Source organism: Paenibacillus sp. FSL M7-0896 (assembly GCF_037975415.1).
In the GTDB taxonomy this organism is placed as follows: Bacteria; Bacillota; Bacilli; order Paenibacillales; family Paenibacillaceae; genus Paenibacillus_AQ; species Paenibacillus_AQ silagei.
This window is the reverse complement of record NZ_CP150250.1, coordinates 1,899,869-1,917,370: the sequence shown is the minus strand read 5'-3', so window position 1 is coordinate 1,917,370 and position 17,502 is coordinate 1,899,869. Positions and strand designations below refer to the sequence as shown.

The 17,502-nt window shown below is 46.5% G+C and carries 16 protein-coding genes; all 16 read right to left on the bottom strand.

From position 1 onward, the window contains the following. Positions 1-55: 55 nt before the first annotated feature. The 16 genes from MKY12_RS08010 to MKY12_RS07935 all read right to left on the bottom strand — a co-directional run bounded on the left by MKY12_RS08010 (position 56) and on the right by MKY12_RS07935 (position 17,488). On the bottom strand, positions 56-355 hold the full coding sequence (locus MKY12_RS08010) for a WXG100 family type VII secretion target (protein WP_076079049.1): 300 nt from the start codon (positions 353-355) through the stop codon (positions 56-58). Between the two features lie 195 nt (positions 356-550). Then, positions 551-2,911 carry a DUF5704 domain-containing protein gene (locus MKY12_RS08005; RefSeq protein ID WP_339255070.1) on the bottom strand — a complete coding sequence of 787 codons (2,361 nt, stop codon included), beginning with the start codon at positions 2,909-2,911 and terminating at the stop codon, positions 551-553. Positions 2,912-3,871: 960 nt separating this feature from the next. Continuing rightward, positions 3,872-5,011, bottom strand: coding sequence for a copper amine oxidase N-terminal domain-containing protein (locus tag MKY12_RS08000; RefSeq protein WP_339255069.1), 1,140 nt, complete (start codon positions 5,009-5,011; stop codon positions 3,872-3,874). A gap of 150 nt (positions 5,012-5,161) precedes the next feature. Continuing rightward, positions 5,162-6,388 carry an S-layer homology domain-containing protein gene (locus MKY12_RS07995; RefSeq protein WP_339313392.1) on the bottom strand — a complete coding sequence of 409 codons (1,227 nt, stop codon included), beginning with the start codon at positions 6,386-6,388 and terminating at the stop codon, positions 5,162-5,164. 53 nt (positions 6,389-6,441) lie between these two features. After that, positions 6,442-7,581 carry a copper amine oxidase N-terminal domain-containing protein gene (locus MKY12_RS07990; protein ID WP_339313391.1) on the bottom strand — a complete coding sequence of 380 codons (1,140 nt, stop codon included), beginning with the start codon at positions 7,579-7,581 and terminating at the stop codon, positions 6,442-6,444. 15 nt (positions 7,582-7,596) lie between these two features. Continuing rightward, on the bottom strand, positions 7,597-8,583 hold the full coding sequence (locus MKY12_RS07985) for a hypothetical protein (RefSeq protein ID WP_339313390.1): 987 nt from the start codon (positions 8,581-8,583) through the stop codon (positions 7,597-7,599). Next, complete coding sequence (locus MKY12_RS07980; protein ID WP_339255065.1) at positions 8,570-9,121, bottom strand: hypothetical protein; 552 nt, start codon at positions 9,119-9,121, stop codon at positions 8,570-8,572. The genes MKY12_RS07985 and MKY12_RS07980 overlap by 14 nt, the downstream gene beginning before the upstream one ends. Positions 9,122-9,136: 15 nt before the next feature. Next, on the bottom strand, positions 9,137-9,502 hold the full coding sequence (locus tag MKY12_RS07975) for a hypothetical protein (protein ID WP_339313389.1): 366 nt from the start codon (positions 9,500-9,502) through the stop codon (positions 9,137-9,139). Further along, the gene (locus MKY12_RS07970) at positions 9,492-10,049 is read right to left on the bottom strand and encodes a hypothetical protein (RefSeq protein ID WP_339313387.1); all 558 of its coding nucleotides are present in this window, start codon (positions 10,047-10,049) and stop codon (positions 9,492-9,494) included. The genes MKY12_RS07975 and MKY12_RS07970 overlap by 11 nt, the downstream gene beginning before the upstream one ends. Before the next feature lie 17 nt (positions 10,050-10,066). Further along, positions 10,067-10,570 carry a hypothetical protein gene (locus tag MKY12_RS07965; RefSeq protein WP_339255062.1) on the bottom strand — a complete coding sequence of 168 codons (504 nt, stop codon included), beginning with the start codon at positions 10,568-10,570 and terminating at the stop codon, positions 10,067-10,069. Between the two features lie 12 nt (positions 10,571-10,582). After that, positions 10,583-11,095 (bottom strand): hypothetical protein, encoded by a 513-nt coding sequence (locus MKY12_RS07960; RefSeq protein ID WP_339313386.1) that lies wholly within the window; start codon positions 11,093-11,095, stop codon positions 10,583-10,585. A 13-nt stretch (positions 11,096-11,108) separates the two neighbouring features. Beyond that, positions 11,109-13,190 (bottom strand): hypothetical protein, encoded by a 2,082-nt coding sequence (locus tag MKY12_RS07955; RefSeq protein ID WP_339313384.1) that lies wholly within the window; start codon positions 13,188-13,190, stop codon positions 11,109-11,111. Further along, positions 13,187-15,034 carry an ATPase, T2SS/T4P/T4SS family gene (locus MKY12_RS07950; protein ID WP_339255059.1) on the bottom strand — a complete coding sequence of 616 codons (1,848 nt, stop codon included), beginning with the start codon at positions 15,032-15,034 and terminating at the stop codon, positions 13,187-13,189. The genes MKY12_RS07955 and MKY12_RS07950 overlap by 4 nt, the downstream gene beginning before the upstream one ends. Then, positions 15,027-15,860: a hypothetical protein gene (locus tag MKY12_RS07945; RefSeq protein ID WP_339313383.1), complete on the bottom strand. Its 834-nt coding sequence runs from the start codon at positions 15,858-15,860 to the stop codon at positions 15,027-15,029. The genes MKY12_RS07950 and MKY12_RS07945 overlap by 8 nt, the downstream gene beginning before the upstream one ends. Positions 15,861-15,866: 6 nt before the next feature. After that, positions 15,867-16,436 carry a hypothetical protein gene (locus MKY12_RS07940; RefSeq protein ID WP_339255057.1) on the bottom strand — a complete coding sequence of 190 codons (570 nt, stop codon included), beginning with the start codon at positions 16,434-16,436 and terminating at the stop codon, positions 15,867-15,869. A 5-nt stretch (positions 16,437-16,441) separates the two neighbouring features. Next, a complete protein-coding gene (locus MKY12_RS07935; RefSeq protein WP_339313382.1) occupies positions 16,442-17,488 on the bottom strand; it encodes an SAF domain-containing protein in 1,047 nt (348 codons plus the stop codon). Positions 17,489-17,502 lie beyond the last annotated feature (14 nt).

Here is a 17,502-nt window from a genome sequence, read left to right as displayed (position 1 = left end):
CTAATTGCCTTCTTATGTAGTAAAGCTCATGGAGTATGGGTATGAATGAATCATTTTAGAAGCCGGATTGCGCCTTAATGACTGCCTGCGACAGCTCTTTGTATTTATCGGATACATTGTTCATGTGATCTCCCAAACCCTTCAGTGCCTCAGAGAACTGTTTAAACGTTTTGTCCATAGCATTAACTTTTTCCGTGAAATTCTTGGCAGCAGCGTCATCCCATACCTGATTAAGGTTCTGCGTGGTAGTTTTTACGTTTTTAATTAAGGTGTCGAAATCCGCCTTTTGTTTCAGGATCACACTTGCCTGCTTCTTCAATCCTTCATAGTCCAATGTAACTTTAGGGCTTGCCATAGTTAACCGCTCCTTTGATTAATTTTTTTTATATAAAAATGAATTTGAAAAGTCCTGTAACTCTATGAGAAATTCCAAATTCATTAATATAGCATCAGTTTGCTCTTCCATTATTATCGGTCAACGGACTCAATTATCTTATATATAATCCCTTTAAATATTATATTTAACTACTAAGTAATTTAATTCAATATCTTATCTACCCTGCCCCAGATAATCATTACGCACCGAGAAATCTGATTCGAAGAGCATAATATCCCCGGATGAAAAGTAAAAGGTCTGTCCCCGTTCATCTGTAGCGCCTGTCATCTGTCCCTCGATCGCCCACATATTCGCAATCGGCGCCTTGTAACCCAGAATCCGCGTATCCGCATCTCCGTTCTTGAAGGTGTAGATTTCAAACTTCACAAGGATGTAGCCGCCGGTTATGAATTCGGGCTCATGCCCGTCCAGTGCCCCCCCGTAGTGATTCGCAAGATTGAGCAGGTTCGTTCCTTTCGGCAGGATATACGGGGCAATGGGCAGGTTATACTCGCCATACCAGTGCTGAACACTGCGGACAGCCGTAATTGGATCAACTTCCACCGGGATGTCTGTTGGACCCACCAAGGTACGGGATTTGTAGGGCAGGACTTCCAGATTATAACCTTCTCCAATGTTGGTTTTGCGCTTCAGATATTGCGGGTAGAATTTGATCCACGGCTTCTTCTCCCGCTCCTCCTGGGTGAGTATATAGTTATACTCGTAGCTGGCTGAAGTGGATAGCTCACCATCCGCAATATTCCGCAAGCCATCTGCCAGGCGGTAAGTACGGCTATAGCTAAGCTTGTCCTTAGCAGAGCCCACCCCAATCATCTTATTCTGCGACCCGGAAATGTCATAGTACAGATCTACAGGGGCCGCAGCACCTCCGGTCTTCGGGATGAAGTAGAAGCTGGGTTCAATCCTTATCCCCTCGCCCGGCTGCCACAGATTCCCGATGGTCCGAAAATCAAACAGAAAGGAATACCCGTTATGCGGTACCGTCAATTGCTCCGTGGGATGAGAGCCCTTGCGGATCGGCAGCTGCCATTGTGGCTGTCCGCTCAAAGCCGTGGGATTTCCGTTTTCATCATTGCCGCCGGTATAGTACATTGCAGTACTATGCGCAAGAGTGCCCGTTCCTTTACGAAATACCTTTTCAAACCGGAAATCACCAATGTCCCAGATTCTAAAATCAAACAACCGGCCCACCACACCCACGTTGAAGCTTTCCGCTGCACAGTAATTGACAAGATCTCCATTCAGGTTCTGTTGACACAGATATTCACCGTCTGACGGAGCATTAATTGCCCAGGACTGCGTACGCACAGTATAGTCCCCTTCATTCACCCAGGTCGGCAGGGTAAAAGTCATAGCTGGAGTGCCAACCGGAATAGATATCCAGGTATTGTCGGGATAGTATTGTTTGCCATGAAACACCCCGAACGGAAATTGAATACGTTTATCCTTCGTATATTTACCGTAGTCCCGGTTGCCATACCCCGGAATCCCCAGATGCTGACCACTCTCCGTAAAATATACGGTGAAGGGCCGGTCCAGAATCAGCACTGTCCGTGTCATATCCGGCGCCATCCGCTGGTCGAACGGCCGGTTGTCATCAGGAAGCTGGGAGTAATTGACGACTGGGGTATGGACTGTCACGGAGTTAATCGGGGAAATGGGATACTCCTTATCCCCCTCTCCATCCACATTTTCGGGTAGCATAGTGTAATAGATTGTCCCCGTACTGATTGTATCTGCCCGGTTAAGCAAGTATCTGTTAATCATCAGCCCGCCTTCATAGAGCACTTCGTCTCCGATCATGGGTGGATCTGGAATCCTTCCCGGAGCGGGTCCGGTTCCCTCAGCAACACTATCATCCATAATCGTCTCCCCGTTAAAGACTAGACGGTCATTCTGAACCTCAGGATCTTCGGTTTGGCTTTCTGCCAGCTCTTTGAGTGTTGCTGTATCATCAACATCATTTTCAGTTGGCTCGTGATCGCCTCCATCCACTACATCCGGTGTAAATGTTAAACTCCCTGTCTCTTTAGGAACAACATGGTCCTCAACCTCTGTGCTATTGGCAAGATCAACTACAGGCTCTTCATAATTGTTGGGGTATAGGGTCACTTCCCCTCCAGGCAGTGCATAGTTTGCCATTCGAGCCTGTTCAATTTGATAGACAGATAACTTGTCTACTTGCCAGTAAGCATATTCTCTTGGGGTCAAGTCAAAGGTGTACGTTTTTTTGAAAGATGAACTTTTAGGCAGCGGCAACTGGGGAATCGTTGTATTATCAGGCCCCGGAAGATCCGGCTGCGCTTCCTCCCACTTCGTAGGGTAAGTGACTTCTACTTTGCAGGAGTAGCGGACTTGACCTTTCATATTGGCAAAGGTATGGTCAAACAAATAATTTCTGCCCCAGACATTAGCATATAAGCTCTCTGAAGTAGGAATGCCTATAGGTGCTTCAAAATGAATTCCATTCGCTGAATCGTCACCCTTAATGACTCCATTCGCGCTAGGCTCCATAAAGGATGTTTGCGGCGATCCGGCGGTGCTAGGCGGTTCAATGGTAAATGTGCATTCACCGGATCCTTCTCCTCCACCCGGATCCGGAGGGGTATTTACTTTTTTGTAACTGGCTACCATATTAACTCCGCCTACATACACCTTAAAGTTACGCTGAACTAAACCTGGATCATTTGCAGATTTGCGCTGAATATATAGCTGTTCGCCTGATCTCAGAACCGGTGAAAGCCAAGATTGGTCAATCGCATAGGACTGTCCTCCAGATTCAACGGTTAGCGGGAAAGATTTGGTTATAGTAAAGCCCGCCTTATAATTACCGATTAATTGTTTACTTACGACCGTCCCGTTGGAAAGCTTAAGAATCATAGTAACGGGATAATCTTCCCCTTCAAAAGGTACAGTGACATCAAAATATTGTCTGAAATCTCCGGGATTGGCCCAAGATTCTGCATGCCTGATATCGTATAACGTATGGTAGGGACCTGATACCTGGATTGGGTTCGACCTTGGGCCTGTGACTACGCGCATAATGGCACTGGCATATAAAGGAGTACCTTCAGAGATGACTTGTTCCGCTTTTGCTTTACCGATAGCATCCAGAACCTCGGCTTTGGTCCAAGCAAAGTTTGTAGTCACCTTTCCATCAGCAATAGTTTCCGATTCTATATGTCCTCCGCCGGAATCCTGCAATTTAAACCGTTTGTTAACCGGTAATGATGTTGGGTCACATTGCTCCCCACTTCCGGAACCGTTACAGGTTGGCTGTGTATGAATGTACCAGCCTACCGTTTGAAAGCGGATGCTTGAAGTGGCTTCATTAGAGGATGTTATATACTTAAACGCCCCATCTTTAAACTTAGCAGTAAAAGCAGCCTCCGCAATATCTAAAAATGGAGTCAGTAACAAAGAAGTTAAAAATAAAGATATTAAACTAACGAGACACTTGTTCCGCATCTTCCATCACTTCACTTCATACTTAATAGAATTTTCAAACAAACTGGAAAATGCATCTAATGCGATGTGCTCAAATGGGTCCCCATTATAGTAATTTGTGGACACAGATATATCTGCGTAACCCTCATACCAGACTCCCTTTTTTAATCTCTCATTGTTCATATAGTGTGTGGTCGAAAAATACTCATCAAGCATCAAATCTTTATACTCTGTAAAACTATTAATTCTGAACCGGAACTTGGACCGGACACGATAATCCCCAGTTCCCGGATAATACATGACCGAAGGCTCCGGATCGAGTGACCCTTCAATCTGAATTCTGTTCTTCTTCACCCATTCGGCATATTTTCTGATATCATCTTCCCGGATAGATACGGACTGATTCTCATACTTAAAGACTTCCCGGGCATAACTTGCCGGATTGATGGTCTTATAATCAACATTTAAGCGTAGATTATATCCGATATTCATCCGGTTTATGACCTTTGCTATACCTTCACTTGTCACTTCTTTAGTAGCATACAATTTTGCCCCAGTGTCAGCTTCCTTGGCAACGTAATTTTTGGTATTTTTCATCTCATACATCTCATTTGGGATGTCTTCCAGAATATAAGGGTAGTCCTTATAATTCTTCGGCAGGTTTGTTGTACGAATTTTTCTGCCGAAATCGTCCAGCTTGCCAAGCTCTTTGCCTGGTGTATGAATATGTACGCTTTGAATCAATTCATCTACTTCAACTTCTGCACCCAGAAGATCGCTGACAACCGTTAGGGGTATCATCGTCATCCCGTCTTTCTGTACTACTTTGGCTCCGAGAGCTGTAGGCACTCCGTTTACTTTGGCATAGGAAGAACCTACAGTAAGGATAATATTATTCTCCTTCTGCTTAAGGGTTAGCACCTTCGTAGCTGCGTTCCAGCTCGATTGTGTCCCCAGTTTACCGGAGATGATGCGGAATGGGAGCATCGTCATTCCATTCTCTGCATAGGGATATCCTGCCGATAACGGGGATTTGATCCCGTCAAAAATCACGCTTACCGCCTGGGATGCCGTTCCTTCAGCCCCCGCAGTATTCATCGTCAATACCATGCTAACCATTACACTCATTCCTATGATTAAGCTTTTACTGATGCTGAATAATTTCATTTCAATTCTCCTTTGCTAATGGACCACTCATTCATTTTTATCGGTTTGAATTGTAGGAACAAGATCAAAAAAATAACGAGGATAAACAATATTATATTTATCATTGTTATGATTTTTGATCGTTTTTTTATCAATGCTTCTCCACCTCTCTTAATACTGAGTACGATTAGGGCCTGCTATTTTTAAGATTTCATTTCGTAAGGAATAGAAGGCAGAATAAGACGGAACGGCCACACGAATATATATGCCTGAAGTATTCTTCCACCCACTTTTAGGTAAAATAGTCATTGGTAAATCGAAAGGTATTTTTTGAAATACAAGTGCTTGAGCATTTAAATGTCCATTGACAAAAGCCACTCGCTCATAATAATTATCAAGACCTGAGAATTCGGCTGTAAAATCACCTATTGGTGAATAACGTTTAGTATCATTATTGAAGTTTACATGGCCTTTAGAATAGAGCAAGTAACTATTCAAATATTCCCCAGCAATTTTTATCCCATCCGGTGTATTATCAGTAGTGTTTTTCCATTTTAAAGTAGCTACATCAGGAATCCGAGCTAAATTCGGATCATTTTTATCAGCTAAGTCAATGACAAGCAGTTCATCTAGTTCGGCGCTATAAAGACCATCCTTAGAAGTGATTTTCATCTTATCTTCTTTCCAAAGATCGGCTGCATTTAAATCCTTCACAGGATCACCAGTCGTCATAATCTCCGGCATGACCGTAAAAATATTCGTTTTGTGCCAGACCAATTCTGCGCTTCCAACGGCGTACTTATCTATAGGCAGCTTACCTCCGCCTTTAACCGTCAACACGCGCTCGACAGTAACTACTGCTTGGGCTCTAGTGGTATTTTCCTTTTCTCCAAGCTTGCCTGCGCCCAGTCCAGAGATTAAGCCCGTCTTCGCAGCCAGATACATCCACTTGTCATCTTCTTTCGTCTCTAATCCAGTCGCACGGGCAGCAATACGTGCCATCTCCTTGCGAGTTATTTTCGCGTTCCATTCCAGCTCCGAATTAGCAAAATCACTGGTAACGTACAGCTTAGCCTGTTCCGCAGCATTAACGTAGCCTTCATACCATTTCCCTTCCGTCGGCTCCACATTTTGACCAGTGGCAGTCACGATCATCTTGATGAATTCTGCACGGCTTACATTCGCATTAGGCATAAATAGTCCGCTGGGATATCCAACTACAATGCCTTTTTTTACTGCCGAGTCAATTCCGCCTTTCGCCCAATAATTAGCCGGAATATCACTGAATTGAACAGAATCTGCCCTTACTCCGGAGGCTGGGAATGAAGCTAGGCCTGTAGCCAACAGTACCAGAACAACCATTGTTTTTTTGATGCTTTTCACTAGATTATTATTCATAGATAACACCCTCTCAAATCAATGTTTATAGACTTATCTAGCCGCATCTTCCATCACTTCACTTCATACATAATTGAATTTTCAAACAAACTGGAAGTTGCACCTACTGTCATATGATCGAATGGGTCTCCATTGTAGTAATTCGTGGATACCGCTATATCTGCATACCCTTCATACCAGACTCCCTTTTTTATTCTCTCATTGTTCATATAGTGTGTGGTCGAAAAATACGCATCGAGCATCAATTCTTTATACTCTGTAAAACTATTAATTCTGAACCGGAACTTGGACCGGATACGATAATCCCCTGTTCCAGGATAATACATGACTGAAGGCTCTGGATCGATTGACCCTTCAATCTGAATTCTGTTCTTCTTCACCCATTCAGCATATTCTCTTATATAATTCTCACGAATGGATACGGACTGATTCTCATACTTAAAGACTTCTTGGGCAAAACTTGCCGGATTGATGGTCTTGTAATCCACATTTAAGCGCAGATCGTATCCGATATTCATCCGTTTAATGATCTTTGATATACCTTCACTTGTCACTTCTTTAATAGCATACAAATTCGCCCCAGTGTCAGCTCTCTTGACAATATAATTTATGGTATTTTTCATTTCATACATTTCATTTGGGATGTCTTCCAGAATATAAGGGTAGTCCTTATAATTCTTTGGCAGGTTTGTCGTACGAATTTTTCTGCCGAAATCGTCCAGCTTGCCAAGCTCCTTGCCTGGCGTATGAATATGTACACTTTGAATCAATTCATCCACTTCGACTTCTGCACCCAGAAGCTCGCTGACAACCGTTAGGGGAATCATCGTCATCCCGTCTTTCTGTACTACCTTGGCTCCGAGTGCTGTAGGCACTCCGTTTACTTTGGCATAGGAAGAACCTACAGTAAGAATAATATTATTCTCCTTCTGCTTAAGGGTTAGCACCTTCGTAGCTGCGTTCCAGCTTGATTGTGTCCCCAGCTTGCCGGAGATGATGCGGAACGGAATCATCGTTATTCCGTTCTCTGCATAGGGATAACCTGCCGCTAACGGGGATTTGATCCCGTCAAAAATCACGCTTACCGCCTGGGATGACGTTCCTTCAGCCCCCGCAGTATTCATCGTCAATGCCATGCTCACCATTACACTCATTCCTATGATTAAGCTTTTACTGATGCCGAATAATTTCATTTCATTTCTCCTTTGCTAATGGATATAAACCGAACAATCCTCAATAAAATACCCCTTTCGCACAGCCTCCTCCGGGTCGAATAGGCTTTCTATCATAGTAGCTCCGGCTGGTACGCAGTTTTCTCCGTAAGCGATATGCCTGCCCGCGGCATTCCGGGTTCCGACCAGACCCTTCCGCTGCATGACCGCCCCGCTGCCTAAGGAGTAAGCATCCAGTAGCTCTCCGCCCGGAAGCGGATATCCCTGGATAAACGCCATAATACCGGTGTCCTGTATAGACTGCTCCTGCAAGCCGCGTGGGAGGGTGAACTGCACGGATAACCCCATCCGTCTCACCAATTCCAGATGCCTGTTAATGGCTGTGGCCAGATCCTTTTCCACCAGTGAAGTGATCGTACTCTGCCTCACCTCACGAAATCTATCAATCGAAGTAAGCGGGTCAAGATTGGTCTCCGCAGTCAGTGCTGCATACTCACCTTCATAGAATTCATTAGAGCCCGTATCATACACCCGTGCGTGATCATCCAAAGTAAAATAAAGCAAATTTCCGTTCCTCAGCTTATAGTAATAGGGCCGTTCAGGCCAACTGACGGGTGTCAACTCTTTATCTCCGCTGTAGCTGGCTGTGTCGTCCAGAGTCACTAAGGTGTATCCGCTATAACCGAACATCACTAGTGCAGGTATATGTATTTTCAGATTATTGATTGCGCTCTGATTGTTCTCCAGTCCAAACTTCATCGCCAGATTACTGTAAAATACACTGAGCACATCCTGATCCATCTGCAGCTGCCGTTCCCTCCCGTAATGCACCGCTGTGGTGGTTGGCTGCTTCTCCAGCCGTGCCAGATAGCCGCCCGCATCATCCACCGCAGACTGAAAGTCATCCGAGTAGCGTTTATACATCTCCTGATTGGATAACTGAAGCTCCGCTCGCGTGTCATTCATAAGCACCAGCGGGATGATCAGAATCAGAAAAATAAGCACCACACTAAGGGGCTTCACTACGTACCATCCCCCCGTACTTCAGATTGACCGGAATCAGTTCGCTATGAAACAGCAGAGAGCGCATCCGTGAGGCCAGCGTTGTGCCTGCGGATTCCAGCCGGACATTGAATAAGTCGCCCACATGCATAGTGAATCTTCTCTGGGGATTATCCGCTGGAATGGAATCGCTTGAAGCCGGATACAAGACATTCAGTATATCTTTGGTGAAATAGCCATCGAACCGTACACTGAAGCTGTTCTGGAATGTGGAGTAATCATCCGGATTACCGTATAAGGGCTGCAGGTTCTTTTTGTAATATTCCAGCTTGACGTCAAATACACCGTAGGAGGCATCCAGCGAATGAAGGAACAGCTCATAATCGCCTACATCCACATACCCCTTACTGCGAACTGTATCGACGAATTCCACCACCGCTGCATTGGCTGCAAGCTTAGTATTCCTCTCGACAACTTCGGATTGGCGGAATGCCGGATACACCCCGAACACGAAAGCCAGTAGTATTACGATAATCACACCTTTAAGTGCATCTGCCATACAGGCTCTCCTTTCTCAACGGGTGGCAGAGATTTGCTTAATCATCTCATCCGTCCGGGTGACCTCTAACCGATAAGCCGCACCCGGCACTCCACGTAAATCAATTGCTGTGAGATCTGTAGCTTCATTAATAACCGTACCGTCGATATATAAAATATAGTCCCCCTCGAGCGCCGCAGGGATCATGCCCAGCACTTGCTCTCCGCTTATCCGCTTCAAATCACCTGTCCCTGTGTAAAGCGCGGATGCAACTGTTCGCTGCTCCGGTTGCCGGAGTTCAGCAGCAGAGTTCTCCCCTTCCAGCCGCAGAAACGTAAAGCCGCCAACAGCGAACAAAATCCAGGCAAAGAGGGTTAGGAGGAACTGGGTGCTACTTTTCATTGATGTTATTTTGATCAAATACGATTAATCTGACCTCATCATTCTTGTCTCTATATACAGTTGACTTAAAAAGTGAGAGTGTATTTACATTGTAGTTATCTGCATCAAGTATTGTTTTACTCTGATCCAGCATTTGGGAGACACTGTGTTGTTTTGCCGCACTATTTTTCACAAAACTAGCGGTGGGGCTATCATTGGAGCCATCGGTGGGGGGGACCTCTGACTCTCCTGGGATACTATAATAAGTTGCATAAGTATTCTCTGCGTAAAAGCCCGCCAAATTTACTCCGGTTTTAATTAGAATAGAAAACTGTGGACGTCCTCTAAACTTCATAGCTGCATTAATTACATCCTGACCAGAGACAATTTTACTATCATAGCTGTTGAACTCCGCCTGATTAATCATCTGGGTCTGGGCCAGCGTCTGCTCCTGGGCGCGGATGAAATAATTGTTAATCACCAGGTAGATACTTACACCCGCCGCTACAATTAGAATTGTCACTATAATTCCAATCACCCATTTAAGTCCGGTTGATATATTCTCCATAGTTGCTCTCCTCTCCCCTATTCATCGGGCTGTGAAAATACAATGAGTCTGACTTCATCGTTCTTGTCTTTGTAAATTTGAGCATGGAAGCGCCCCAGCGTATTCACATTACAATCATTATTTTTTATATCCAGCATTTCAGAAACACTTTTACCATCTTCACTCTCCGTCTTAGTCCAATCAACAACATCCCCAGACTTTGAATGTATATAATTAGCATGGTACGTATTCTGCGCATAGAAACCTTTAGTCGGATTCTCTCCTGTATATATCTTTATCGCGAACTGCGGGCGCCCCTTATAACGCATCGCCGCATTAATTACATCCTGGCCGGAGACATCCTTGTTATCATAACTGTTGAACTCCGCTTGGTTAATCATCTGGGTCTGAGCCAGCGTCTGCTCTTGGGCGCGGATGAAGTAGTTGTTAATGACCAGATAGATGCTGACTCCGGCTGCGATAATCAGAATGGTAACGATGATCCCGATGACCCATTTGAGTCCTGTTGAGATATTTTCCATAATGCCCTCCCTTTATTTAGCCCTGAAGTAGATAGCGGCAATCCGCTCATTGTGGTCTTTGATCAGCGTCGCCCTGAATCTGGACTGGGGACTGATATAGTAATGGTTAGAAGCGTCAGAAATCTCCTTGTCATTCACTTTGTTATAATCTTTCTCCGTTCCCTCTTTGAATCTCCCCCCCGAGTAATCAAAGGCACGGCAATAGCCGTCTCCGCTTGGGTTCATACTAATGTATCTATTAGAATCAGTCTGACCATAGACATAAGGCCGTTCCACATATAGACAGAAGTTCTGCTCCGATTCATACCGCCGGTAAGCGGTCAGAATCTGTGAACCGCTGACCAGTTGGTTATCGAAGGCGGAATATTGCTGCTCGGAGAGCTCCCTGGCCTGTGCGGCCGCCTGGCTGTTGGCCAGCTCGACTACAGGCTGTGTCTTCCCCCAGAGGAACAGCCCCGCTGAGATGATGGCTAGTGTAATCAGAATGGATATGGTGGTCTTCAAGAAGCTTGCTATATTCTCCATGCCTGTATCTCCTTCACATTTTGCCAGTTACAACAGTCAGGTCACCCAGCTGCTGGAAGGCCATATAGACGAAGGGAAGCAGTAAATATAAGGTGAACGTTGCCTGCATCGGCAAGAACCCGAACATTTTACCCAGTGTGTTCTTCCTGCTGATTACCTTCTCATAGTGCTCCTTGCGCTGATCCATGGCGAACGACCGCTCCGCATCCATGTCATCAAACGCCTTCTTCACCGGAATCAGATCTGCCGCAACCTGCAAGCGGTCCGCCAGACGTTCAAGCGGGACGAACCGTGCATCCTCCTTCAGCCGGTCTATGGCATCCCAGCCACCGGCCTCATAATCCAGCATGCACCGCAGCAATTGCCGTTCGAAGATGTAGCTGTACCGGTGCAGCCACTCTATCATTTCATACACGCTAATATTGGGAAATTGGGATAACATCATTGAGAGAGTATTAAAGCCGTCCACCTCATTCTGCATTTCCCATTTCCGAAGCTGTGTGCGGATGAGCAGGAAAAGGTCGGGCACGTAGAAGCCGGCACAGGCCAGCGTAAAAGCCAGCACAAGCTCATACCATTTGAAGTATTCCTGATGATATTGGTCTACCTGATGAATCAATTGCTGCGCATACGCATTCTGATCCGTATTGAACTGCAAAAAATGCTTGTTTTCCGCTTTCTCCTGAATATAGATCAGCATCTCATCCGGTGTAATATCCTTTGCTGTCAGTTCGCCCATTAATGATTGTTCAAAGGCATATCGTTCCTCGCTGAGCATCCTTTGCGATTCGGTCTGATTGCCGCCTGTCGTAATCTGCACATTGGGGTGCAGAAGGTTATGCCTGATGCTCCCATGGATAGAGAATTGAAGCACCAGAACCAGCAGGAAAATCGCTGCTGCCGTTAAGCTTTTCTGCAGATAATACGCATGCTGGGACAACCCCGAGTTGGCATCCTTCAATCGCCGGGCAACTTTGAAATGAACTGGCTCATGCTCTTCCGGAGTAATCCGGTCTGCTGCCCGGAAGACCCATTTCCGCTTCAGCATCCGGTTCAGCCACTTCCCTTCATCCTTGATCGCCTGGGTATCTTCATCCACACCCTTGAGAATCCGCAACGCAATAAAAGATACAATAAAGGTGATATACAGCAGGATTAATGAGTACAGCCCCCACGCAGAATTATAGTAATTAGATACAATCGGAAACATATTCTCCGCCCAATTACGAATCGGGTCCAGCATGAAGACCGGTGAAATCGCCACAAAGACGATACCATACAACAGCCGATCAATCCGCTCCCGGCGGTTAATATCCATATGGATCTCTTCTCTGATGTTGCCGAGCATGGACAAGTAAATGGAACGTTCCCCTTTATGAATATCCGCATCACCATATTCGCCTATCTTGTAGCTGACTCCGGCCAATTGCTTCATGTACCGGTTCGGTGCTACTTCATAATATTTCTGCAGCTCATCCTCCGGATCTACTGCCGCAAGAATTCCGGCAATCTGCCGGGCGTGTACAGCAACCATCGGCTTGGAGCGCTCCGCCGAATTCTCCAGGCTGACTTGTACCATATGCGTCTGATGATATTCATGCCGGATGTCGAGAATCATGGAGGACTGGTCATACAGCATCTGCTTCACTAACCGTCCGATGAAGAGATCACTCAGGATGCCTCCCATATAGACGGAGACCAGCATAATGGTTACCCGGCTTACCCATGAAGTGGTCCAAAAGAAGGACAGCAGCGAGATCAGCAGAATGCAGGCCACTATCATGATTGTCAACGCAGCCGAACGGCTTCTGACCATGATCTCATTACCGGCATGGATGATCGTCAGGCGTGAACGAATACGGTGCAGAAGCTTCTTCACCACCGGCAACTCATCCAATACCGGGTAGGCTTTATGTGCTTGTTCGAGCCATTTTTTCTCCTTGGTTCGTGTGGGAAGCAGTGCCTTCAGGCGTCTTTGCTCCTGATACTGTGTTCCTTTTAATTTGCGCTGCACGATACTGAGCAGAATAAGCAGAATAGCCAGCAAAAGGCCCAGGGAGATCAGGACAATCAACATTACTGTTTGCAGATTCATGCGGACTGCCCCCAATATTGTTCGATAAAGGCTTCGAAACGCCCGGCCTCATCTTTATCCATATTCTTCAGCATCTCTTCTCTTTTCCGGCTGCTGATCGGTTGCTTCGCTACGTACTCCCCGGCTTCCCAGACGATGATATCTGTATAGCTGTAAGCACGCCGGTCCGTCATCCGTCCGAAATATTCGGACATGGTATCCATGAATGCATCCAGCTTCTCCATAGGAGTCTCCCGGTTCTTATATTCCTGAGGATACTCATACTGTGAGTCCGCCGGAATGATCTCGGTAATGCGCTCGATATACCGTTTGCCGGCACGCAATACCAGATGAACATTGAAGCCGAGCGCCTCAACGACCTGAACCTCGGCAATCTTCTCATTGCTGAAGGCTCCTGAAGCGACAAGACTGTTACGCAAAGCGCTGATCAAATTGGGCAGTGTTTTGCCGTGATGCGTAAAGAGCGTATATTCGGAAGCCACCTGGGCTGCCTGAATGACATAACTGACAACGCTGTGCGTGGCTGCTTCACCGACGATATTCACCGCACCATCTGTTTTCTTCTGCACATCCAGCCCATCCTGTCCGCTGACAGAAGGAGTCTCCCGGAAGGACAGAATATTTTTGCCCGGATACATTTTTCTCGCCCAGATCTCAAAGGATGTCTCCTGAATCCGGATGTTCTTTGCATCAATGTACTTGATCAGCGCCTTCAGCAAGGTGGTTTTCCCGGAGCCCTGCCGGCCGGTAATTGCAGTAACCTGATGACCCAGAATCAGAAACTCCAGCATTTCTATAGCCAGCGGCGCCCCTTCATCTGTAATCTGCTGCTCCAGTTCTACCAGGGAGTCATTGAATTTGCGGACAAAAAAAGCCCAGCTCTCCGCCATTTTTGGCCGGACCACCACCACTCTGCTTCCATCCGCCATGTCATTAATAATGTAACCCTTGGATTCGTTCAGCTGTCCCGGATTTCCGAAACCGTAAATATTCTGACAGACCCGCTTGAGCTCCTTCTCCGAACCGAAGCTTAAGAATTCCAGATGTAGTGACTTTCCGCGGTAGAAGGTCCAGACAGCGTCATAGGATTGCGGAAGGAAATGCTGCTGCTTCGTATACTCCAGAAAATCTGTGGTCTGGACAACATCCGGCGGCATCCCGCTTGTCCCCCCGTTGACACCGTCAATATTCTGGTCCCGCAGCTCATCGATCACACCCAGACCTTTATAGATTTGGTACGCTCTCTGTACAATGACCTCAACCTTGTCCTGAAAGGACAATCCCGGATGCTCTGCGCTGTAGATGCTGCGAATTTGCTCTTCGGTAACCTTGTAGCCCTTAGAACCATCAGGCAATCTATGCAGCGTATCCAAATTGTATTTGCTAACCATTTCATTGAAGGCATTCTGCCCATAATCTTTCTTGAAGGTATAGAGCAGGATGTCGAAACAGTCCTGGGAAGTCAGCCGGTTAGCATGACCGAAGGGTATCACCTTATCTGCATTCCCCTCATCCAGCCCATAGGTCTGCAGCAGCAGATCCTTCATATAGAGCTTCACATATCTCTTCGCCGATAAATCGCCGTGCATGCAAGAGCGCAGCGCCTTCTGCAGCTCTCTGCGCCGCGCCTTGCGGCGGTTGTATTCTTCCTCGCTGGGGCTTCCTTCATATAGTGAAGACGCAATAATCTCCTCGAAGGCTCTCCTCAGAAACTGCACAATTTCGTTCATATCGTACTTCAATTGAACGGCAGGCGGCGCTGATTTCTTGCTTTTGCCTACCCATAAGTACAGGAATACTCCAATAGCAGCCAGCACAACAATGATCAGGATGATATTAATCATTCGCAGCGTCCAATTCCACTACAGGGAATATCTCCAGAGTCTGCAGGATCAGCTTCCCCATGTGGCGCACCGCATCATTGAAGTAGACATCCTCGTTGAAATCCAGGAACCGCTTCCTGGCTTCCCGTGTCTTTAGCAGGAACTGAATGATGCGTTGTTCGTTCAGAGCATCCATATAATTGATATGCTGTGGAATGAAGCCGACTTCATTTTTATGTAATCCGTATAGCTTCATAATTTTTTCTTTATTAAATCTGGCTTTACGTTCATAAGAACCCAGACAATACAGAACCGGCTTGTTGTCTGGCACTGGAGCTTTGCCCTTCTGCGTGAAGTAGGCATTCAGACTGGACTGGCTCTGATTCAGATTCACTACAATTAAATCTGCCTGCTTCATAACCATCTGAGCCACCTCCGGGTCTTCACCGGCAGCAATCTCTACAAACAGCAAATCATAAAAGCGTCTATAGTCTTTAAAAATATGCGGCAGCAACAGCTCCGGCCCATGCTTCTCCGTACTCACCGACCCTCTTAGCAGCTCCAGACGGTTCTTAAGAATAGATTCTGCATGATCCCGTATTCCTTCAGGAGTAAGCATCCCGCACTGCACCAGCCGCTGAATCGCATCCAGCCCGCCCGAGCTGCTTACAGACTGACCAAGGGATCTTGTCTGTGAGAAGATATACTCCAGCATGCCTTGTCCGGAATCTGTATGGGTCATCAGCACCCGGATATGATGATCCAGCGCGATGGTTGCCGCGACAGCGGCCATATTAGAGGTCGTTCTCCCCTGCCCTTGGGCAGGTCCCCAGAAAGCTACAAGCACAATGAACTACCCCCGTTTCCGTGCATACTGCCACAGCTTCTTAATCTCATGCTTTGGAACATTACAGACTTCAATCAAGAAGTCATTTACAGCCTCAGCGAAATCCTTATCAACCTTCAGGTTCACTCTTCCATCATGAATCCAGTCAATTCTTCTGCCCGGGCTGCTAATGTAGCTAATCTTTGAAGTAATCACCGGATAATAATGATCTATATACTTCAGGCCAAGCCCGCATTCTTCTTCAATAACCAGCAATACAACCGGGATATGCTTCTGATTAAGCAGCGTATCTACGTTCTCCATAGCGTGACGCTCATAGGTGGTGGCAAAGACAGTAACCTCATCCACCAGTCCTTCCGGGTAACCCTGATGCCAGTCATACAGCACAATATCCGGCTTCTCGGTAACAGAGGAATCTGTGATCGTTATACCGGACGCCTCTCCATCTAAATACTGATAATGCCTGTTGTTATCCGTGATGACCATAACCTCATTGTTAAAATAATTCTTCAGCAGCATTGCTGCTGCAAGTATGAAATCATGCTTCTCGCAATCTCCTGCCACAACGATATTCACAGCTGTCACTCTCCTTCGAGCAGTTGATTCTCAGTTGCCGGTGCATCCTCCGTTAAGCCCGCTGAATTCTGATCTGTACTTGAGTCGATAGGCGCCTGATGGGTCTGATCTATAATTCCGTTCACTGACTGAGAGTTATCTACTGGCGCAGCCTGCTCCAGTGCTGCTCCCTGCTCAGACTTCCGCTTGCTGACTCCGCTTCCGCTTGGTTCCTGTGCTCCTATGCGGATTTTGTTGCCATCGTCAATAGCCTTAAGGCGTTTATCCAACTCTGTACGAAGCTTCTCGGCAAGCCCCCACTTGGCCTGTTCAATAATGGACGGATTGCTCTTGATCACGCCCAGTACATCCAGATTAGGCACATAGTTAATCACGGGTTCTGGCTGCAGCTCCGGCTCCACATACTGCTTCATATACAGCTCTGCATTGTTAATATAAGCATCTACCAGAGCCGAAGTAAGCAATTGCGCCTCTTCTTCATTATCATTGAAGAAGGTGTACTGATTCGCCAAATCAACGTCCTTCAGCGATTTCTTGCCCACTACTATGTAATCTTCACCGTTAGGAAATACAATCCGGATATCAACGACATCTTTCTTTGTAAGGCGGAGCGGAAGCTTAATATATTCCGTCTCTTCTTTACGCTCTGACGGGTCAAGTCTCGCCTCATCACGAACCATCTGCGTCGTTACTGCTGTGCCCGGCATAACATCAATCTTCAGGTATTTACCGACAATCGCTTTGGACTCACTAATCAGATTATCCGGCGAGGAGAACTTCGGGAGCTTCTCCTGTATTACATCCTCTGCAGCAATAGCTTCACCCGCCAGCTTAGGGGTCATCAGCACGTAAGCGGTCTGGGACTGATCCATGTAACGCTGCAAGACCTGATCCTTATCCAGCAGCTGCTGCTCATAAGCGGCCCGTTCGTCAATCAGCTTGGCATTATAGTGGCGGTAGGTTGCAAACCATACACCCGAAGTAATAACGGCAACAAGAGAACCTGAAATAATCGTGTATCGTAGAATTTTTTTGCGCTTGCGTACTGCCACTTCATGACCTCTTT